Source organism: Oscillatoria sp. CS-180 (assembly GCF_028330965.1).
In the GTDB taxonomy this organism is placed as follows: domain Bacteria; phylum Cyanobacteriota; class Cyanobacteriia; order Phormidesmidales; family Phormidesmidaceae; genus Halomicronema.
This window is the reverse complement of record NZ_JAQMUB010000089.1, coordinates 89,712-109,388: the sequence shown is the minus strand read 5'-3', so window position 1 is coordinate 109,388 and position 19,677 is coordinate 89,712. Positions and strand designations below refer to the sequence as shown.

The 19,677-nt window shown below is 49.4% G+C and carries 17 protein-coding genes; 2 read left to right on the top strand and 15 right to left on the bottom strand.

The features are described from left to right. Window positions 1–1,119: 1,119 nt before the first annotated feature. The 6 genes from recF to PN498_RS23730 form a co-directional block, all read right to left on the bottom strand. Window positions 1,120–2,232, bottom strand: a complete 1,113-nt coding sequence (gene recF, locus PN498_RS23755; RefSeq protein ID WP_272065903.1) for a DNA replication/repair protein RecF — start codon at window positions 2,230–2,232, stop codon at window positions 1,120–1,122. A 69-nt stretch (window positions 2,233–2,301) separates the two neighbouring features. Continuing rightward, the gene (mnmH, locus tag PN498_RS23750; protein ID WP_272065902.1) at window positions 2,302–3,342 is read right to left on the bottom strand and encodes a tRNA 2-selenouridine(34) synthase MnmH; all 1,041 of its coding nucleotides are present in this window, start codon (window positions 3,340–3,342) and stop codon (window positions 2,302–2,304) included. Then, the gene (gene selD / locus PN498_RS23745) at window positions 3,336–5,612 is read right to left on the bottom strand and encodes a selenide, water dikinase SelD (protein WP_272065901.1); all 2,277 of its coding nucleotides are present in this window, start codon (window positions 5,610–5,612) and stop codon (window positions 3,336–3,338) included. Before selD ends, mnmH begins: the two co-directional genes overlap by 7 nt. A 155-nt stretch (window positions 5,613–5,767) precedes the next feature. After that, window positions 5,768–6,109: a XisI protein gene (locus tag PN498_RS23740; RefSeq protein ID WP_272065900.1), complete on the bottom strand. Its 342-nt coding sequence runs from the start codon at window positions 6,107–6,109 to the stop codon at window positions 5,768–5,770. Next, window positions 6,097–6,513, bottom strand: a complete 417-nt coding sequence (locus PN498_RS23735; protein WP_272065899.1) for a XisH family protein — start codon at window positions 6,511–6,513, stop codon at window positions 6,097–6,099. The genes PN498_RS23740 and PN498_RS23735 overlap by 13 nt, the downstream gene beginning before the upstream one ends. A 210-nt stretch (window positions 6,514–6,723) precedes the next feature. Beyond that, entirely contained in the window at window positions 6,724–7,929 is a 1,206-nt protein-coding gene (locus tag PN498_RS23730) for a phosphoglycerate kinase (RefSeq protein WP_272065898.1), read from the bottom strand. A gap of 192 nt (window positions 7,930–8,121) precedes the next feature. Here PN498_RS23730 and PN498_RS23725 point away from each other — a divergent pair, with 192 nt between their 5' ends. After that, window positions 8,122–8,523 (top strand): universal stress protein, encoded by a 402-nt coding sequence (locus PN498_RS23725; RefSeq protein ID WP_272065897.1) that lies wholly within the window; start codon window positions 8,122–8,124, stop codon window positions 8,521–8,523. 233 nt (window positions 8,524–8,756) lie between these two features. On the opposite strand, the gene PN498_RS23720 is transcribed toward PN498_RS23725, so the two are convergent. The 5 genes from PN498_RS23720 to PN498_RS23700 all read right to left on the bottom strand — a co-directional run bounded on the left by PN498_RS23720 (window position 8,757) and on the right by PN498_RS23700 (window position 12,873). After that, complete coding sequence (locus PN498_RS23720) at window positions 8,757–9,815, bottom strand: hypothetical protein (RefSeq protein WP_272065896.1); 1,059 nt, start codon at window positions 9,813–9,815, stop codon at window positions 8,757–8,759. Window positions 9,816–10,036: 221 nt separating this feature from the next. Then, complete coding sequence (locus PN498_RS23715) at window positions 10,037–11,008, bottom strand: aldo/keto reductase (protein WP_272065895.1); 972 nt, start codon at window positions 11,006–11,008, stop codon at window positions 10,037–10,039. A gap of 35 nt (window positions 11,009–11,043) precedes the next feature. After that, window positions 11,044–11,316, bottom strand: a complete 273-nt coding sequence (locus tag PN498_RS23710) for a DUF3143 domain-containing protein (protein ID WP_272065894.1) — start codon at window positions 11,314–11,316, stop codon at window positions 11,044–11,046. Window positions 11,317–11,342: 26 nt separating this feature from the next. Further along, window positions 11,343–12,011: a J domain-containing protein gene (locus PN498_RS23705; RefSeq protein WP_272065893.1), complete on the bottom strand. Its 669-nt coding sequence runs from the start codon at window positions 12,009–12,011 to the stop codon at window positions 11,343–11,345. 13 nt (window positions 12,012–12,024) lie between these two features. Beyond that, window positions 12,025–12,873 carry a YaaW family protein gene (locus PN498_RS23700; protein ID WP_272065892.1) on the bottom strand — a complete coding sequence of 283 codons (849 nt, stop codon included), beginning with the start codon at window positions 12,871–12,873 and terminating at the stop codon, window positions 12,025–12,027. Window positions 12,874–13,013: 140 nt separating this feature from the next. On the opposite strand from PN498_RS23700, the gene PN498_RS23695 reads away from it, so the two are divergent. Further along, the gene (locus tag PN498_RS23695) at window positions 13,014–14,102 is read left to right on the top strand and encodes an NAD(P)/FAD-dependent oxidoreductase (RefSeq protein WP_272065891.1); all 1,089 of its coding nucleotides are present in this window, start codon (window positions 13,014–13,016) and stop codon (window positions 14,100–14,102) included. A gap of 232 nt (window positions 14,103–14,334) precedes the next feature. Here the strand turns inward: PN498_RS23695 and PN498_RS23690 are convergent, their stop codons facing one another. From PN498_RS23690 to lepA, 4 genes are read right to left on the bottom strand one after another with little or no spacing between them, the layout of a single operon-like run. Then, a complete protein-coding gene (locus tag PN498_RS23690) occupies window positions 14,335–15,618 on the bottom strand; it encodes an ABC transporter substrate-binding protein (protein ID WP_272065890.1) in 1,284 nt (427 codons plus the stop codon). 55 nt (window positions 15,619–15,673) lie between these two features. Next, window positions 15,674–16,525 carry a hypothetical protein gene (locus PN498_RS23685; protein WP_272065889.1) on the bottom strand — a complete coding sequence of 284 codons (852 nt, stop codon included), beginning with the start codon at window positions 16,523–16,525 and terminating at the stop codon, window positions 15,674–15,676. 3 nt (window positions 16,526–16,528) lie between these two features. Then, entirely contained in the window at window positions 16,529–17,596 is a 1,068-nt protein-coding gene (locus PN498_RS23680; RefSeq protein ID WP_272065888.1) for an AAA family ATPase, read from the bottom strand. A gap of 36 nt (window positions 17,597–17,632) precedes the next feature. Further along, window positions 17,633–19,438, bottom strand: coding sequence for a translation elongation factor 4 (gene lepA, locus PN498_RS23675; protein ID WP_272065887.1), 1,806 nt, complete (start codon window positions 19,436–19,438; stop codon window positions 17,633–17,635). Window positions 19,439–19,677 lie beyond the last annotated feature (239 nt).

Sequence of the window (19,677 nt, the reverse complement as noted above, 5' to 3'; positions counted from 1 at the left end):
GTGCTGGGGCGCTTCGCTAGGGACTCTAGCTCATCCTGTTCTGACGCGCTCAAAGTAATCGCTGGAGCAGAAAGACGGGGCATCATCGGAATCTCAGAGACGGTTCTAAAGGGTAACGCCATTTCTGCCATGCGGTACTAGGTAGCTTTAAATCCATGAGTACAACCCTTGGGAATTCATTTACTGGCGCTTGAGTAGCAGTACCTAACAGATAAGTGACGGCTTGCTCCCCGTCGGTTAAGACATCAAGTGTTCGAATAAACCTAAAATCTTGAATAGCAAGTTGTACTAACTCTATATCATTAGAATCATCCTCGATAAGTAGCATTTTTTGCGGATCAATAACCATGTTGAATCTTTATAAAAGAGCTAACAGAACACCTCTTTGCCAAATTGGCCTGAGCAATTCACATAAGTGTCCTAACGGAAAAGGTTGCTAGCTGACTATTTTTCTAAGTCGAGGGCCTAATCAAACTCGTTGTTTCTAGTAGCTGAAATTATTGGAGCTATACAAGTTTGAGGTTGATTGTTGAGAGGGCTGCCAGAGAAATAGTTCAGCTTTTCAGGACAATAAGTAGATAGCAATTACTTATTAGAGCTATAAGATTATTTTTTCATTGAACGTCCTTGAAATGGTCTATTGCCTTCAGGTTTTCAACAACTTTTATTAGAAACATGAAGCTTGAACTAGCTTAGCCACAACACTTGGCTAGGACATATGTTCCGTGTTAGGACTCCCTTAGATACTATGATGTTGATAAGTTAGGCTATAGGAAAACACAAATACACGCTTGAAATTCTTGATTCCTCAAATCCATTGCGAGTTTCAGTAGTCGTGTGCCGTGTTGTGTAGAACTTACGCGGTCACTCTCATCGAATTCCATAATTTCACGGAATCTTTAGAACTGAAATCTTCACGAAAAATCAAATTTTGCGGATTGGTGAGGCTGAGTTAGTGGATTTTAGCTCGCGCAATGGTGACTTCACAGAAGGGTAACTTCGCAGATGTCATTAAGCCAGCTTCTCAACCCTGGTTGTATCAAGGAGGGATTCAAGCTTTTTTGCTCTAAACAATAGCGTTGACAACTACGCAATTGCTGACTTTGGGACTTTGAGGCACTACTTCCATGACGTAATTTGGCCTGCTACCACTTGTAAGACTTGAGATGCGTTCAGCCATTGAGCATCAAAAGATCCGAGATGCGTTGTGGTAATTAATGTTTGGAAACGATCTTGAATGGTTTCTAAAAGCTGATTTTGGCGATTGAGATCAAGTTCTGCCAACACATCGTCCAGTAGCAATAGGGGAGGATCGCCAATGACAGATTCGATCAGCTCTAGTTCTGCCAGCTTGAGAGCAAGGACTAATGTTCGCTGCTGACCTTGCGAACCGTACTGACGAGCCGGTGTGTCGTTAATTGTAAATTCGATATCGTCTCGGTGCGGACCCACAAGAGTCGTATGCTGGTACTGTTCTGCGATCGCCCGCCGCTGAATCCTTTCCAAAAAAGCTGATTGGATAACAGTGGCATCATCTTCGTCACAGGAAACGTTCGCGGCATATCTCAATTGCAAATATTCTGTTTTGCCACTAATAGCTTCATGCCAGTATTGAGCGAGAGGTACAAGGCGCGCCAATCCCCGCGATCGCCGCCGGATCACGCGCGTTCCCAAAGCGGCCAGCTGAGCATCCCACAAGGCAAGTTGGGCTTGATCAGGTAAAACCTCTTCTTGTTTGAGTAAGGCATTGCGCTGCTTTAAGGCTTGCTGATATTGACCTAAGATATAGGCGTAAACGGGTTCCAACTGCATTAGCAGAGTGTCCAGCCAGCTTCGACGTTCGCCCGGTCCACCCCGCACGAGGTCCAGATCTAAACTGGAAAACTGAACTGCGTTCAGCGCTCCTAAAAAATCCATTTGGCGTCGTAGCTTTTCACCGTTTCGGATAGCGGTGCGTCTACTTTTGTCTCGCAACACTAAAGCAAGGTCGGCATAGCCAATATCGCGGTTCACCTCAGCGGTGATACGAGCATTAGAATGACCATCTTGAATCAAATCGCGATCGCGACTCGTACGATGAGACTTGAGCGTCGCTAGCAGTTCAACCGATTCCAATAGATTGGATTTGCCTTGAGCATTTTCCCCCAGCAGAATTGTTTTAGGCGCAGTGAAATCTATCCGCTGCTCGCTATAGTTGCGGAAATGCCTCAGTTCTAGCGTTTTGAGGAACATGAACGCTGTCAATCACCCTTGATCCTTCTTGATACAGGGTAGGGCACCGTGACCCGTTTGCCACTCAGACTAGGTTAAAGACACGCTGGTAGAAACTAAGAAAGGGGCTTTTTTAACCAGTAACTGAGCGGCTGCCTTAGGAGTCAATCCTGACACATCAACTTGAGGAATAATTTTGTTGCGTCGCTCCAAATCATGGCGATAGGTGCGGTCATAGTAGTCCAACACAACCTTACAGACCTCTCGTGGTTGCTCTTGACGAATGAGGTCAACGGCTGCTTGAGTCCGTTGTCCTCCTAATCGTTTGCGAATGCGCTCGGTGGCCGCGACCAACTCATCCCGATTGGTTTCACCATAGACTTCAACCAAGATATCGAGCCTTTCGTCTATTGAGCGCACAATTTCGAGCGTTGGCGCAATCTCCATTTGCTGAAACAGTTCAGCTGGCACACGACAAACCCCCACCCTACGGCTCTCGGCTTCAATCCATACAGGGCGTTGGGAATCGAGTTGAGACAGGCGATCGCAAATTAAATTTTCATAGTGTTCTGTAGTGGGTTGAGGCGGCATGTCCAAACTGCCAAAGCTGCTGCCTCGGTGATTAGCCAATCCTTCCAAATCAAGAACTTGTTCTCCCAAATCTTGCAGCGCATGGAGAATATGGGTCTTGCCAGTTCCCGTCATGCCACCTAGCACAATGATTTGTCGCGAAGTTTCAAAGACGTGTCGTGCCCAACGACGGAATGCTTTGTAGCCCCCTTCAAGAGTTGTGACTTGAAAGCCTGCCATTTGCAGACCCCAGCCAACGCCGCCACTTCGCATTCCTCCCCGCCAGCAGTGGACTCGTACTGTTCTGTTGGGCGCAATGTTTTTTGCCCATCTGACCATCGTCCCCAGCTTGGGTCCTAGCAGATCAAAGCCTAGTTCGACTGCTGCGTCTCGTCCCTGCTGCTTGTAGCAAATACCGACCTGAGCACGTTCTTCGTTGCTAAATAGCGGATAGCTAATAGCCCCTGGAATGTGCCCCTGGTTATATTCTCCGGGACTCCGGACATCTAGCATAGGTTCGGGAGCTGCCAGAAAATCTTGAATTTCAAGCCGTTTCACCATGCCTTAATTGTAATAGGCGGCTCTGCGTTCTTGGCAGCCACAACCGTGCCAATCCTCACGGCGGCGTATCCTAATTCGTGAAGTCGCGCGACACAGTCATCTGCACGATCGCTCGGCACCGTCGCCAATAGCCCTCCTGCCGTCTGAGGATCAAACAGAATTGGATAGTCAGGTCGGTTGGCATAGGAGACAGCATCTTTAAGCGATCGCGCGGCCTGCCTGTTCTGCGGCTGCAGTGAACTCACGATGCCGTAGTCCAAAGTGGTGTAGGCTCCCTCTAAAACAGGAAGCGACTGCAAATCGAGTTCTGCCGCTACTTCAGAAGCCGTTGTCATCTCAACCAAATGCCCTAGTAAGCCGAACCCTGTAACGTCAGTGCAGGCTGTGACGTGATAGTGCTTCAAGCACTTCATAGCCGCCTGACTAGACTGGATCATGTAGGCGATCGCGTTCTCAATCCAGCGCCCTTTTGCTCGCTTTTGCATGTCTGCCGCAAACAGCGTTCCGGTTCCCAGGGGTTGCGTCAAGATGAGGGCGTCTCCAATCTGCATTCCTTGTTTGCGCAAAATAGCATCTGGTGTGACTAGACCATTGCAGGATAACCCCAAAGCAAGTTGCTCACCTGTCGTCGTGTGGCCGCCTACTAGGGAAGCTTTAGCAGACATCAGTGATTTTTGAACGCCAGACAGCAGATGAAACAGCGTTTCGCTTTGTTTAACAGACGTGCCGTAGGGCAGTGTTGCGATTGCTAGCACGGTGTGGGGCGTTGCTCCCATGGCGTAGAGGTCATTCAGGCAGTGCTTCACCACGATTTGAGCAAACACAAACGGGTCGTCGACCAGAGCAGTGAAATAGTCCACTGTATGAACGGCAAGTTTATCAGGTGGAAGCTGAACGATCGCTGCATCATCAGGAGCCGTTAGGCCAATCAAAACGGTCTCATCAGCTAGATCAGTGGCAACAGTATCCTGCTGCAGCCGCTGCAAAGTTCGGCTCAAAACATCGCTGCCTGCTTTGGACCCACATCCAGCGCAATACATTTGAGGTATCGGAGTTGACTTTTCAGTCGTTTGTTCAGACGGCTTGGGCGACATGGTCGGAAAGTCTGAAAATAGCCGCATGAATTTGCGATCAATTCGATCTTTCCAAGCTCGCATCAGTGAGGACTCAAATGTAAACGGACCACGAGAGGCGATCGCGCTGCCATTTCCAGTATCAATAATGTTGAGATATTGCTTTTGGGGAGTAAAAGGCTGAAGCGGCTGACCGGTTAGATAGGCTTGCAAGTTGTGAAATAAGGGTTTGCCCTGCCGGACAGCAAAAACACCGGCTTTGGGACGCATATGATTCCTCATGGTGGCAACATCTCCCGCCGCGAAAATGTTGGGATGGGAACTGCTTTGTAGAGTGTCCTCGACTAGCAAAAATCCAGAGTCATCTGTCGCTAGCCCTGAGCCTTGAATCCAACCGGGAGCAGAGGCGTTTGTAACCCAGAAGACGCGATCGCACCGCACTGTTAGACCTGACTCGCAGCGTACAATTCGCTGGTGAGTGTCAGTTGGCTCGACAGCACAGACCGATTCTTGCAGGTGCAGATTAACGCCTCGCTCAACAAATCGCCGATGGAGTAGCCTACGGGTACTACGATTGCGCCCATTGGCAATGTCTTCACCCCGGTGGAAAAGGTGAACGGACAGATCTTGATGCGATTGACCCAACTGGTCCATCAAATCCCATAATCGCGCCTGCATGTTGAGTGTTAGTTCCACGCCACCAACACCACCACCCACTACTGCAAAGGAAACGGCTTTAGGTTTGGATTGGCAAATTCCGGTCAAAAATTCGTCCCATGCTTGCAAAAGATCCGGTACAGGTTTTGCAGGAATTGCATAGTCCTTAGCACCTGGTACAGCAACCGTTGCGGGCGTACTACCTGTGTCGATGGATAACACGTCAAATGCAACGGGGGGATGATGGGCACAGATTACCTGCTGATTTTCAACGTCAATGGCAACAGCCCTGTCCATCATGAGTTGACAGTGGGCAAAGCGACTGAGAGGACGCAAGTCAATGTGGGATTCATCGAAATCATACAGCCCAGAAACATGGCAGGGCAGCATTCCTGAGTAGGGGGTGTCTACAAGATTAGTGATTAGCGTTAGGCGCACTCCAGGCAGCGGCTTCATGCCAAACTTTCGCAGCACGATCGCGTGGGTATGGCCTCCGCCAATGAATACAAGGTCTTTTGCGATCGGTAGCGCAACCTGCATAACATCTCTTTGGATAGATAACCTCTTCAGGATATCGACTCTAGTTGAGAGTCAGGTGAGACGGAAAGAGGATTTAGCGCCTATTTATTTGCCATGCTGTCAACGATGATGGGAAACAAACATGCCTTTTTGGACATTGAATAGAAAAGTCTTCATCAGGCCATAGCAAAATTGGTCAAGGGGCGCTTGCTAGGATGCTGAAATCCTAAAACAATGTCTTCGGCAGGAATTCCAGCGTTCAGTAAGTCGTTGGCAACACCGTGTTGAGTCCAATCTTCTTCAACCCAGATTTTGTCATTCTCAATACGGAGATAAACGGTCACACCAAAATCTCGCCTTTTGTCATTCCATCCTATGTGGAACCAGAAGTAATGATCATGATTTTCGTCAAAAGAGACGCATTGCTTTACTCTAGATTGGTCAGCTTTTGATGCCCATTTCTGATAAGCAACTAAAACTTCTTGGATAATCCGACGATATTTCTCTAACTTATCCACTTTACAATCTCCTGTTGCTCAACAGCTATGACGAATAGAGCAATCTGGCTGTCATTAATGATGAAGGCGATACCTTCGCGCTTAAAAAAGTTTTCGTAAGTAATATCGTCAATTGCTAGATATAGCTGGTAGTCAGGCTCTGTTGCTTGAATTAGACTTCGATAGACAGCATATTGACCTATAGCATTGTGAAAATCAGTCATTGGAGATCGTCCAACAAAGCTTTTGACCTCAACAACTATCTTCTGTCCCCCCCGCTCAGCCGCAATTGGTCGTTCCGCTGCTAAGTCAGCATACAGGTCAATGTCCTTGTACTGAATACGGTAGGGATCAGCTACTATTAACCAACCATCTTTGGTCAGAGCTGCTTTCACTGCATCATGGTAGAGATCCTTTGCAGGCATAACAGCTTACTTTTTAGTCGAGCATAGTCCAGACATAAAGTATAGCTTTGGCCATCTAGGCTTGTGAACCCAATAACATCCGGGTGCTTAGCGCTATAGTCAAATGGTTCACCGTCTTACCTCAACAGAACTGGCGACGGCCTAACCCGCTCAACGTGCCCCACTATAAGGTCATGTTGAGCGGGTCGTTTAATTCACTGGAGCTATATATTACGCTTCATCTAGCGCAGCAATTCCAGGTAGGGTTTTGCCTTCTAGAAGTTCTAAGCTGGCACCACCACCTGTGGAGATGTGACTCATCTGATCAGCAACACCCACTTTTTCAACGGCTGCTACAGAGTCACCACCGCCGATGATAGTGGTGACGCCTTGGGGTGTGAGTTCTGCTAGAGTACGAGCGATCGCCTCGGTGCCTGCTGCAAACTTGTCAAATTCAAACACACCCATCGGACCGTTCCAAATAACGGACTTGCATTCTTTGAGAGCGGCTTGAAATGTGTTTACCGAGTCGGGACCAATATCGAGACCCATCCAACCATCAGGAATAGCATCAACGCTAACCGTTTGAGCATTGGCGTCGGGGGCAAAATTATCGGCAACCACAACGTCTGTAGGGAGTAGCAGATCAACGCCCTTTTCTTTGGCTTTCTCTTCCAAAGACTTAGCAAGGTCTAGCTTGTCTTCCTCAACCAAAGACTTGCCAACGTTGAGGCCGCGAGCTTTGTAGAAGGTAAAGATCATGCCACCACCAATGAGCAGCTTGTCTACCTTGTCAAGTAAGGTTTCAATGACACCAATCTTGCTAGAAACTTTAGAACCACCAATAATGGCCGCCAAAGGACGCTGAGGGCTTTCGATCGCGGCTTGGAGATACTGCAATTCCTTTTCAATCAGGTAGCCTCCAACGGAGGGACTAAGGTACTCGGTTACCCCTGCTGTGGAAGCATGAGCGCGGTGAGCAGTGCCAAAGGCATCGTTAACGTAGAGATCTGCGTTAGCCGCTAACTGCTTAGCAAATTCCGGGTCGTTGCCTTCTTCACCCGCATAGAAGCGAACGTTTTCCAACAGCGCAACCTGTCCATTCCCCAGACCATTGATTGCAGTTGCAACTGCATCGCCCACGCAGTCATCACATTTCACAACCTTCTGACCCAGTACTTCTGATAGACGATCAGCAACTGGAGTCAAGCGCATTTTGTCGACAACTTTGCCTTTTGGACGACCAAAATGACTGCACAAAACAACTTTGGCTCCTTTGCCAGTCAAGTCTTGAATCGTTGGTAGTGCGGCCCGAATCCGAGTGTCATCGGTGATATTGCCCTGATCATCCAAAGGAACATTGAAATCAGCCCGCACCAGCACGCGCTTGCCGGATACATCTGCTTCGGTTAGCGTTGCCACTGTTTTCTTTGCCACAGGCCTGAACCTCCCAGGTTGCGATTATTACGTTTATGCACGGCTCTTGCAGAGAGACCCCAACCCTTGAATTACTCTAAGATTGAAGCTGTAGCTCGCTAGCGTCAAACAAGCCACATTATTCTGTTGCCAGTGCTACAAGCTATGTCCGAGAATCATTCTACCGGAGTCTGTGTATTCGTCTGAGGGGCTATGTTCAAGACGGTTCTGTTTCCTATTGATATGAGTCCAGAGGCTCAACAAGCGGCTAGTCTAGTAGTCGACCTGGTCAAACAAAACCAGAGTCAGCTTGTTTTGTTATCTGTTGTAGAAATTCAAGAGAATGCTGAGCATCCGCAACAGGCCTCTCCTGAGGCGGTTGCCAAGCTGCTTGCTCAAGCTAAAGACCTCTTTGATCAACAAGGTGTTGAGAGCAAAGTGCTGGAGCGGACAGGACAGCCTGCCTTTGTGATTTGCGACGTTGCTGATGAGATTGAAGCTGACCTCATTGTGATGGGCTGTCGAGGGATTGGTCTAATTGAGGAAACGATGTCGGAGAGCGTTACGAATCGGGTAATTAATCTGTCGCCCTGTCCAATTTTGATCGTGCCCTGAGGTATGGGGCGAATGGAGAGATCCATGAGTTGTGCGGTCAGAACCTTGGTTTGCCACGATCTTTAACGTAATGCCACACCGATTTCGCTTACCTTCGTCAAGCTATAGCGGTATGCGTTGGAGTCAAGCACACCTCATTCCTTGCTCCCTTAGACACTGAGATGGACTCGCCCAATCTGCACCAATCTGCACAGGGCTATAGCTGAGTAAGGCGGCGTATAAGGGCTATCCCTTTATTCTCCACTGCTTTCCTCAATTCCCAGCAATCGCAACCGTACCGTATGGGATAGTGGGCTTTCAGGATCGCCGAGTTGAACCTCCAAGGTTTGATTCGTTAGCGGATCAAGATGGCTAAGGAGATTACGGAGATGGGGGGTACTGGAGCCGCTGTCTACATACACACGCTCAGCTAGCTTGTTGATCTGATTCCAAGCGCTGTAAAGCTTGGCGGTGGCCTGCTCTAGCTGAGAAGCTTGTTTAACTAAATCGGCGGTAGCATTCAAACAGCCAATGCGTAGGGCTTCTTCTAATGCCTGTTCCAAGTCGAGGTTCTCGCTGTTTAGAGCTTGCACTTGAACGGCAGCTTCCAAGTACTTAGCCAAATAACGGGCCTCGGCGGTGACTTGCTTCAGCGTATCAATATCGGGATTCAGCATGACCTCAGTTTTCAAGGTCTCTTGATGAGGTGGCGGTAGTTTCTCCATCTCTTTAACTAGGGGGGCAAGGTAGCGAGTAGGGATGGTGTTGTTTGCCGCTTTTTCTTTGATTTCTGTCGGCAGCAGATCAGATGTCATTGCGGTCCACTCATCAGAAATTTGCCGTACCTCCCGGCGAGTGATCTGCTCTCCCCGTTGCGCAGCATCGCTCACTAACTGCTGCACTTCAGGCGCTGACTGTGCTGTTTCAACAAATGCTCGTTTACTGAAATTGTTGACGGACTCTGGTTCTAGTAACCCTTCTTGGAGTAGCGTATCGGCGCTGTTTGCCAGTTCAATCAGCGAATATGCCTGGCTTTTTGTGATTTCACGATCGCGCAGCCAGTTCAAAAATCCTGTGCCCCGCCCATCACCCCCACGCTTCTCGCGATCGCGCACCGTCCGCAAAATTCGCCCTCGCCAGATATCTGTTTGTAGATCGAAGCGATCGCACACCTGCCATGCCGTCTCAATTTGCTGCTGAAATTCAAATTCGGACAGGTCTGCATCTTCAGGGTCTGGCAGCTGAAAAGTTAAATCAGTGCTAGGATCCAAAGCGGTTGCGATCGCATCAGAAGCAGGGCGAGCAGAATTCATGAGTTAAGCGCGTGAACGGCACAGGCTCATCATTGTCGCATGGATGGGTTTGAGGATAGAGGGATAAATCTTACAGGTGGCTGCTTGTTAGTTGCTAAAGCGGATCAGTTAATGCGCTGACTTATGGCCCTGTGCAGCTTGGGCAAGTACATCTTCAGTGTCTTAAGGGACAAGGAATAGGGAATGGGGTGTGCTTGATGCAAGTGCATGCTGCTATCTTCCTATAGCCAGGGTCGCGTCACTCGACCCAACTGCTCGTGTTCTTCGGCGGTCATTCTCCAACCAAGCGCACCTGCATTTTGGCGAGCCTGATGAGCATTCTTAGCACCGGGAATGGGAACGACGTTGCCTAGGCAAATTAGCCAATTGAGGGCAACCTGCGCCGGAGTTTTGTCATGGGCTTGAGCGATCGCGTTCAGGGTTGTCAGCACCAGTTCAATCTTGTCTAAGCCCTGCTTGCTAAAACGAGGGTCTAGCTTTCGCGCCCCGGTGGGAGGTTGGTAATTCTGTGTGGAATATTTACCCGTCAATAACCCTTGTGCCAAAGGGCTATAAGCCAGAATGTTCACGCCTAGCTGACGGGCCATATCTAGCACTCCGTTGCTCTCAACCTTGCGGTGTAGCAGCGAATACTGCACCTGGTTGACAGCGAGAGGCACCCCCCGGTCTGATAGGTAATGATGAGCTTCCTGCATCTGCTGAGCCGAATAGTTGCTGACCCCCACTGCTCGAATGCGACCCTGCTTGACCTCGTTTGCTAATGCATTCATCAAATCTTTCTGCTTCATGAAAAAGTCCAGAGGCCAATGCACTTGATATAGTTCGACGGCTTCTAGCTGTAGGCGCTCTAGGCTAGCCGTCAGGGTTTCAGACACAGCTTTTGTAGAAAAGCGCCACGGTAAGGGGAAATATTTCGTTGCCAGAAAGACAGGCTGATTGACCTGCTGCAAGAATCGCCCGATTAGCCGCTCCGATTCGCCAAAGCCATATATTTCAGCAGTGTCGAAAAAGTTAACCCCAGCAGCAACAGAAGCCTTGAACGCTTGCTGTAAATCTGCTTCGGTATACTCTTTGCCATAGCTCCAAAAAAGCGAATCTCCCCAGGCCCACGTTCCAACTCCCAACGCTGGAATCGTCGGTCCTTCAGGTGTAAGCGCGATCGCCTGCGGCTCAGTGTGAGACTGCGAATCCATACTTCTCCCTTTTCATAGTTTTGATACTGCTAGTCCTAAGGCCCGGAAAAAATAGCCTCTTCTAGATCTTGACGGCTGAGTGAGTACTTAAAAACGCGCTGAATATCTTCTCCACTCGACTGAGTCTTGAGATAAGACACCACGATTGAATCAACCTCCAAGCTGATATCGGCTTGCCAATTCATCTTTTCAATGTGCCATTCATGAAGTTCTTCAGCATTTTGATGACAGCCCTGCTCCCGCAGCCATTGTTCAATATCAGGTAGCGGATGATTATAGAGTGGCGTATCAGCACTTGGCATGACCATAGAGTTATTTCGTCTCCATCAATGTCTTAAATTATCTTCGGAGAAAGATTTTCGAACGGCAAGGGTTTTGGCACATCCTCTTGTGTTTTAGGTGGCGTGTCAGGCAACGGCGGAGCTCCAATAGGTCCCGTTTCTTGATCTGGGGAAGGAAGTCCCTGGTCATTTTGGGGAGAAGGCAGATCAGATACTGAGGTCCGTTCCGTTTGCAGAGGGGTAGTCTGCTCTAAAATCGCAGCTTCCGTTGAGGACGGCGATAAAACGATTTCGCCTTTCGTCCATCCGATCGCAAAGACTAAAATCAAACAGCCCACAAAAGTGACGCCCAAGATAAAGAGGGCAAAGAGTTCGCCAGGGGAAAGGGGGCGATCGGTCGGGTCTAGGTAAGCATTTTTGTTCTTGTATTTACCCCGCTCTGAAGCAGGTCGATTCAGATAAGACGGTGCTTGAATGACTGCAACTCTAGAAATACCAATGCTGTAATCATAAGCAATCCGTGCTTCTGGATTGCTGAGGGTTGCATACGCTGCGTTGAGAATTTTAAACTTCTCTGTTGCCGTTTCAGGTGGCAGCGTCGTAGTGTCGGGGTGATATAGCTTACTCAGATCCCGATAAGCACGCCGAATTTCCTGGGGAGAGGCAGTTGGCTTCACCCGCAGCAGTGTGTAGTGATTTTGGGTGGTATTGGATTCCTGCATACCCTCCCCTCTGCTAGCACCGCGCTAATTCGTAGCAGTCTCCTCGGGTGAGGCGAATTTGAGCCAGTGCAAACACAACTGGAATGATACGACTATGGTTGGTGGCGATCGCCCGCCATCCTAAATCAGCAAAAAACCAGGTCCACATCGCGGGTCCCAATACTGCAAAAAAGCTGCGAGTTGTGGCATATCGTGCGGCATTCACGGCCATTCCTCGGGAGGCCATGGCAACTGTCACTCGACCGTGAATTTGGCCCGCTATCGATAAACCTCCCCTTGTGAGCGCCTGCTTAGCCATTTGCTGTCGGGCCATCTGCATCGCAAACTGACGGGCAATCTGCTTCAGCAACCAGGGTTTCACCACCGTACTAACGGCTAAGGCGCTGCTGCCCTTAACCAAAAGCCCTAGCGGATTGTCCTGGAGTGGAATTGGCAATGCTTGATATTCAGCGCTACCTGAGATTGACTGCCGCACTCGTTTTTGTAGCGATCGCTTCTCTCTCTGCGGGAGCCGCTGCCAAGCTTTCTCCATAATGTGTAGAAAGACCTCAGATTCCAACTCAGTGGTTTCAAAAGTGTTGGAGTAAGTAATGTGGAGATGTTGGCAGACCTGTACTAATGCCTGACGATACGAAACCTGCTGACAGCGCCCTTGAATCACCGTTAGTCCATCGGCTGCTAAATAGCGAAACCGCTCTTCCAATTTGTCTAGCCACTCCTGCCGACTAGCATTGGATAGCTCAACGGCGTAGGGACGTCGCAGATAGTCCAAAGGGTTAAGTTTGGGACGAAACAGCAATTCTGTGAGAGCTTGCAATTCGTCATCGGTCGCGAGTTCAAGGGCAGAACGCAGTTCGTCCACAACAAAATACCCGAATTAGGATTGGGAGACTGTCTCATTCTAAGCATTGAGAAGTATCCCGTGCAAAAGGATTCGGAGAGATGATATGAGCAGATGACCGAATGGTAGCGTATGGAGCAGGCGTTTTACGGAAACAAAGTATGGCCCTCCAAGATGTAGTAGTTGTGGGGGCGGGCATGGCAGGACTGATCTGTGCCCGACGATTGCAGCAGGCAGGCTACCAAGTTTGTGTACTGGAAAAATCAAGAGGATTGGGCGGTCGCCTGGCAACCCGTCGCATTAATGGCGTTCCCCTAGACCATGGTGCTCGCTACATTCAACCGGAAGGAGAATGGCTGAACGCACTCACTCAGCAGCTTATTGCCCAGGGTGTGCTAACGCTTTGGCAACCCCATTGCTATGCTTTAGACCCTTCTGGGCACCTCCAGTCAGCCAAACTCACGTTGCCTTACTATGTGGCTTCCCAGGGTATGTCTGCTGTGGGCAAAGCGATCGCCGCCAATCTTGCCGTTCATCGTCAGCAACGAGTCACAGCCCTCTTACCGACGCCTGACAATACCTGGCATATTACGGCTGAACGAGTGGCAGATGGCACGTCCGTTCAGCATAGGGCGAAGGCGATTGTACTGGCTATTCCCGCTCCTCAGATTGTGCCCTTGTTAGAACCACTGCGATCGCACGCTAGCTTGGCAAAAGCCGCGACCGCTATTAGCACTGTGCAGTATGCTCCCTGCCTCACTGTGATGGCACAGTATGAGCCACCCTTTGCTTTCGTGGCTGCGCCTCTACCCTGTGATCCAACTGAGCCGTGGGCGATTGAAGGTCATCCTGATACTCCGTTCTTTTGGATTGGGTTAGACAGCAGCAAACGCTCCGTTGAGGGATTTAATGTGGTGCTTCATAGCAGCTCCAATTTTGCCCAAACCTGGCTGGATGCTGACAACCTACAGCCCGCTGGTTCAGCGCTCCTGGCTGAAGCCGGTCAATTCATTGCGTCCTGGATGATGCGTCCCCTGCGTTGGCAAGTTCATCGCTGGCGTTATGCGAGAGTTAAAGTGCCTTGTCCTGACTCCCTGCCAACCATGTCTGACCCGCTGCCGTTAGTAGCTTGTGGCGACTGGTGTGGCGATCGCCACATCAATAGTGCTTTTGAATCTGGCTGGGCTGCCGCTGATGCCGTCAATACCCTGCTCAACGGCAGTCCCCTGGCTAACTTCTCCTTGGACTAATGCCATAGCCGTCGCCACTCAGCTTGAGATGTTACAGCCTTACCCCTATTGTTGAAATACAGTCACGAGAGAATAGGGAGGAGGTGACAGGAACCAATACTCCCCGTTCCCTATTCCCTGCTCCCTGAAGACACTGAGATATACTTGACCAAGCTGCACAGGGCTATAAGTAGCGTGGTGTAAGACGTTCTGATTGGATGCGGCGTGTCGACGCTAGGATTCGCCAGCCCCCTTACTGAGCCTCTGTATCAGGCCAACTGTCTTCAATTTTGGTCAGGACGGTTGCGGCATCTGTGCCGCCCACGTAATCCACCATGCCTGTCCAAAAGGTGCCTGTACCAATCGCTCCTGGCATCAAATCAGAACCGTCAAATCGAATGACGTCAGCGTTTTTAAGAACAGCAGCCTGATTGCGAGTCAGCATGTTGGGGTAGGCATCCAGTCCAACGGCTTCATGGGGTGTGATGTAGTCTTCCTGCGCCCACAGCGTATGAGCCTCTTCAGTGGCAAGGTACTCCATCAATGCTGTCGCTGCCGGAGTATCGTTGAACTGAGCATAGACAATGCCGCCAACCAATACCGGATTGCCCTGTTCAGGCTGGATGGGTGGCAAAGCAAAGACATCTACCGTAGAGCCGGGTTCCAAGCCTTGGGGAAAAAAGTCGGCAATGAAGCTGGCTTGTCGATGCAGATAGCACCCAGGAGGTGTAGTGAAGAGAGCAGCCGGAGAATCGCCAAAGGGCGTACTAATAACAGCCGCCGTGCCGCCTCGGACCCGATTCGGGTCTTGCACAATGGTGCCGAAGGTCTCCAGGGCCTGAACGATCGCAGCATCGTTGAACGGAATTGCATTGGCCACCCACTGGTCATAGACCTCTGGACCCGCTTGACGGAGCAGAATTTCCTCTAGCCAGTCGGTACCAACCCAGCCCGTTGCAGTCCCGCTTTCCATGCCCAGGCACCAGGGCGTGTTGCCATCAGCAATCATCTGCTCCGTCAGGGCTTCCAGTTCATCCCATGTGGTTGGGACTGAGTACCCAGCCGCCTCAAACTCCGATGGGTTATACCACACCAAGCTTTTGACATCGGCCCGCATCCAAACCCCGTAGAGATTGCCATCAACGCTGGTGAGATCCAACCAGTACGGGGCATAGGCTGGCTCTAGAACCGAGCGCGACTGGGGCACGAGGTCGCCCTGCCGAGCAAAGTCCAACAGCAACCCCGGTTGAGGAAAAAGAGCAATGTCTGGTGCATCCCCAGAGTCCACCCGCACCGAAACCAAAGTCGTAAAGGCGTCTGTTCCCTCATAGACGACGTTGATGCCTGTGCGCTCTGTGAAGGGAGCGATCGCCGCCATCAGCTTCTCTTCTCCATTACCCGTCAAGGTTCCCAAGATCGTCACGGTTTCTGACGATGAATTTGATTGTTCGGCTGATCGTTCCTGAGGATTACAACCCATCAACGAGCCAATGAGACTCAGCATTGTCAATAGGAACAAGTTAAAGTGCTTCTTCATAGATGCTCAAGATCTTCGATTCACAGTCCCTGACAATCACAGTCCCTGGCAAACACTAAATGAGTAACTTCAGCTCTTCCAAGTCGGGATGTCGTGAAAAATCGATCCGTGATATGGCCCAATCAAAGTATGATTTCTGGAGAGAAATCGAATTGGGTTGTTTAATTTGCATGGCTTTTTGAATATCTTTTCCATGAAACCATACAAGGTAGTCTTTACTCTCCCAAAATCCGCCGTCGCCAAATAAAGTTCTGTAACCCTGAACATTTTGATCGAAGTTTTCTAGATTAACATTAACAATTTGTTGTCTGAACTCTTCAACTATTCGCTTACCTTGATCAAAGCAGCTTGTAAAGTCTAATGCATTAGGTAGCTTGCCATCGCCCTTTGTCCAAGTGTTTTTGACCTCTGGCCACCTCAAGCCGGGTTTGAGACTTGCTAAAGCCCAACGAATAGTCTGATAGTTGGCAATATCTCGTGCAGAACTCTCAATCCAATCATTAATATTTTCAACACCAGGAGAAGCACCATGCCTCCATTTCAAGGCTTCTCGTTCTTGCTCTTCCCAATAGGTATGAATTAGTTCGGCATTAAGTAGGTAATTTTCGATGCAGGCACGATGGGTATAGTAAACAGGCTTCTTGTCGTTAAACGGGCGAATCAATGCCACTTCATCCGAAGGTCTAGCATCAAAGTCACGATCTCTGAAAGCGATGTAATTCGGCGCTAAACCTTGCGGGTATTTTTCCAGTTCTACTTGAACGTACACCGCTAGCGTTCGTTTGCCGCCTGATGGTTTGATGACTGCATTAGCCGGAATCGCTATTTGCTGTAACAAACGTTCGTCTAGCCCTTTGGGTTTCCCTTCACAAAAGATCAGTTTGGAAGATTGGCCGATGACGCTCATAGATTAGCTATCAATTCTGAATACACAATTATCAGGAACGAGTTCCTCTATATAGTCAGAATGAGTTGAGATAATAAACTGATTATTCTTGCCTAAGCTGGGTAGAGATCGCAGAAAAGCTTGTTGCATAGGCGGATGCAAGTGCAGCTCCAACTCGTCAATTAAAACAATGGAATTATGAACATTCCATCTTACAAAATCGACCAGTATTGGAAAAATAGCTCTCTCACCGCCAGACATTTCTGAGATTTCGTATTGACGTTCTCCATCAGATAAATAGAACCAGGGTTCCTCAAGAAAATCGTCAATGTTTTGTCTTGGGACAGGTCCTTCGAAAATTCTGCTTGGAAATACTGTCTGGTAAGCGCTCTCAATCTCTTTGTACAAGTCCTTCTGTCCTGGCCGAAGTTCTTTGATTTGACCAGAAGTTAAACTTTGATGGAACTGTCTCCATTTTGAAAGCCTATCTCGCAGAACATCCTGAGTGAGGTCAATTTCTCGCCTTGGATCTTCAGGCGTCAGACTTGTAGAAGTCCGCTGCTCGGTATACCAAAGAACCGTTCCGACCTGTTCAAGAACTTTAAATCCGCGATGTCTGACTAACTGCTTAGCATACTCTCTACCTTTCAATTGAAATAGTGCTTCTTTACCATCAGGAGAAATTGCCCTGACATTTGGCTTGGTTAAATGGAGCTGAACGACCCGCCGAGTAGAAGGTATGGTCCACTTCTCTTTGTCAGAGCCAATCTCTTCGGAAAAGCTACGGGTAGCTTCTATCTCGTTTGTAGAAAACTCAATGGCCAAATCGACTCGTGAATTGAAGCCACTCCAATTGTTATCTGAGACCTCCCAATTGAATCCAGGCCAGTTTAGTTCTTCGGGATGATTTATTCGTCCACATGCAGTTCCAACGGTCGCGGCAATTGCTTGAAGAATTGAAGATTTGCCAATCCCATTAATACCAACCAAAAGTACGAGGTTCTTTGCCAAGCCTGTTTCAGGATCAGTAAAGTCAAGCGACAAATCTCTAAATCTTTTGAAGTAACTAAGCTGGGCTGTTTGAACCTTCATAAATGGAGGACAGTTTTCTAAATCAAGAATCTAAGCTTAAGTCAGCTTGAGCACTGCCATGAAGGCATCCTGTGGCACGTCCACCGTCCCGATCGCCTTCAGTCGCTTCTTACCCTTGGCTTGCTTTTGCAGCAGCTTCTTCTTTCGAGAGATGTCGCCGCCATAGCACTTGGAGAGAACGTCTTTTCGTAAGGCAGGAATGGCCTCACTGGCAACCACGCGGCTGCCGATAGAGGCTTGGAGGGGAATTTTGAACTGGTGGCGGGGAATCAATTCCTTTAGCTTTTCGACCAGCGCTTTACCGACATAGTAGGCTTTGTCGCGGTGGACGATGGTGGCTAGGGGATCGGCAGGTTCGCCATTAATGAGGATATCGAGTCGCACCAGATGATTCTCGCGGTAATCGGTGAGGTGATACTCCATGCTGGCGTAGCCCCGCGATCGCGACTTGAGTTGATCAAAAAAGTCGGTGACCACCTCGGCTAGTGGCAACTCGTACACCAAAGACGTTCTCGACTGAGCCAGATACTTCATGTCTTTGAAGTCACCCCGCCGACTCTGGCAAAGCTCCATCAAAGCGCCGACGTAGTCCTCGGGGGTAATCATTTCGACCCGCACATACGGCTCCGCGATCGATTCGCGCTCTTGAGGGGACGGCAGCGTGCTGGGATTATCAATTTCAACCACTGAGCCGTCAATGAGTTTGACGCGGTAGATGACTGACGGTGCGGTCGTAATCAAGTCCAGGTTGTATTCTCGCTCCAGCCGCTCTTGCACAATCTCCATATGCAGAAGACCAAGAAAGCCGCAGCGGAAACCGAAGCCCATCGCGCTTGAATTCTCCGGCTCATATTGCAGAGCCGCATCGCTGAGGCGTAGTTTCTCCAGAGCGTCCCGCAGATCTTCATACTGATCTGAATCGGTGGGAAACAGGCCGCAGAAGACCATCGGCTTGGCTTCCACATATCCGGGTAGTGGTTCCTCCGCTGGTTCTTTGACTAGGGTAATCGTGTCGCCCACCCGCGCATCTTCCACTGATTTAATCGCCGCTGAGAAGTAACCCACTTCGCCCGCATGAAGGACATCCACAGGAATCTGATTCGGAGATAAAACCCCAAGTTCGTCAATGGAATATTCCTTTTTAGAGGCCATCAAGCGCACAGTGTCGCCCTTTCGTAGAACACCATCCATCACTCGGAAATAGACGATGACGCCCCGGTAGGGATCGTAATAGCTGTCAAAAATGAGTGCTCGCAGCGGTTTCTCAAGGGTTTCTTGAGGCGGCGGCACGAGAAACACGATGGATTCCAAAATCTCATCGATGCCGACGCCCTCTTTGGCGGAGGCCAGAATCGCGCTGCTGCAATCCAGTCCGATGATGTCTTCGATTTCCTGCTTGATCCGGTCAGGATCCGCTCCCGGCAGGTCAATCTTGTTGAGGACCGGAATAATTTCCAGATCATGCTCGATCGCCAGATAGACGTTCGCCAGGGTCTGCGCTTCTACCCCTTGAGAGGCATCGACCACAAGCAAAGCCCCCTCGCAGGCGACCAGAGATCGCGATACCTCATAGGAAAAATCAACGTGTCCCGGCGTATCAATCAGATTTAGGACATAGTCTTCACCGTCTTTGGCGGTATAGTTCATCCGCGCCGCTTGGAGCTTGATGGTGATCCCTCGCTCCCGCTCCAGATCCATCGTATCCAGGAACTGGTCTTTCATATCGCGATCGCTCACCGTGCCCGTTTTAAGCAGCAAACGATCCGCCAGCGTTGACTTGCCGTGGTCAATGTGGGCGATGATACAAAAATTGCGAATTCTAGAAACGGGTACGTCGGTCATAAAAATGATTTTCTAAAAATCTGTTACCTAATTTTAATAGGAATTAACCCGAAGGCCAGAGTGAACAGACGAGTTTAAAGAAATTGGTGAGTCTTCACAGGAAATGTTGTTTCTCCAAAGGTCAAGCAGAAAGTCCTTTACTTCACCGTAACTCAGGGTTTTCAGCCCTTTCGGCTCCCGTGGTGATGATCATCACATTCAAAAAGTCGCATTGGTTCCCACAATAAGGACTGATTTGA

Coding starts and splice junctions, on each gene's coding strand:
- recF (WP_272065903.1), bottom strand. CDS start 2,232: ATGTTCCTCAAAACGCTAGAACTGAGGCATTTCCGCAACTATAGCGAG.
- mnmH (WP_272065902.1), bottom strand. CDS start 3,342: ATGGTGAAACGGCTTGAAATTCAAGATTTTCTGGCAGCTCCCGAACCT.
- selD (WP_272065901.1), bottom strand. CDS start 5,612: ATGCAGGTTGCGCTACCGATCGCAAAAGACCTTGTATTCATTGGCGGA.
- PN498_RS23735 (WP_272065899.1), bottom strand. CDS start 6,513: ATGCCTGCAAAGGATCTCTACCATGATGCAGTGAAAGCAGCTCTGACC.
- PN498_RS23725 (WP_272065897.1), top strand. CDS start 8,122: ATGTTCAAGACGGTTCTGTTTCCTATTGATATGAGTCCAGAGGCTCAA.
- PN498_RS23720 (WP_272065896.1), bottom strand. CDS start 9,815: ATGAATTCTGCTCGCCCTGCTTCTGATGCGATCGCAACCGCTTTGGAT.
- PN498_RS23715 (WP_272065895.1), bottom strand. CDS start 11,008: ATGGATTCGCAGTCTCACACTGAGCCGCAGGCGATCGCGCTTACACCT.
- PN498_RS23710 (WP_272065894.1), bottom strand. CDS start 11,316: ATGGTCATGCCAAGTGCTGATACGCCACTCTATAATCATCCGCTACCT.
- PN498_RS23705 (WP_272065893.1), bottom strand. CDS start 12,011: ATGCAGGAATCCAATACCACCCAAAATCACTACACACTGCTGCGGGTG.
- PN498_RS23695 (WP_272065891.1), top strand. CDS start 13,014: ATGGCCCTCCAAGATGTAGTAGTTGTGGGGGCGGGCATGGCAGGACTG.
- PN498_RS23690 (WP_272065890.1), bottom strand. CDS start 15,618: ATGAAGAAGCACTTTAACTTGTTCCTATTGACAATGCTGAGTCTCATT.
- PN498_RS23685 (WP_272065889.1), bottom strand. CDS start 16,525: ATGAGCGTCATCGGCCAATCTTCCAAACTGATCTTTTGTGAAGGGAAA.
- PN498_RS23680 (WP_272065888.1), bottom strand. CDS start 17,596: ATGAAGGTTCAAACAGCCCAGCTTAGTTACTTCAAAAGATTTAGAGAT.
- lepA (WP_272065887.1), bottom strand. CDS start 19,438: ATGACCGACGTACCCGTTTCTAGAATTCGCAATTTTTGTATCATCGCC.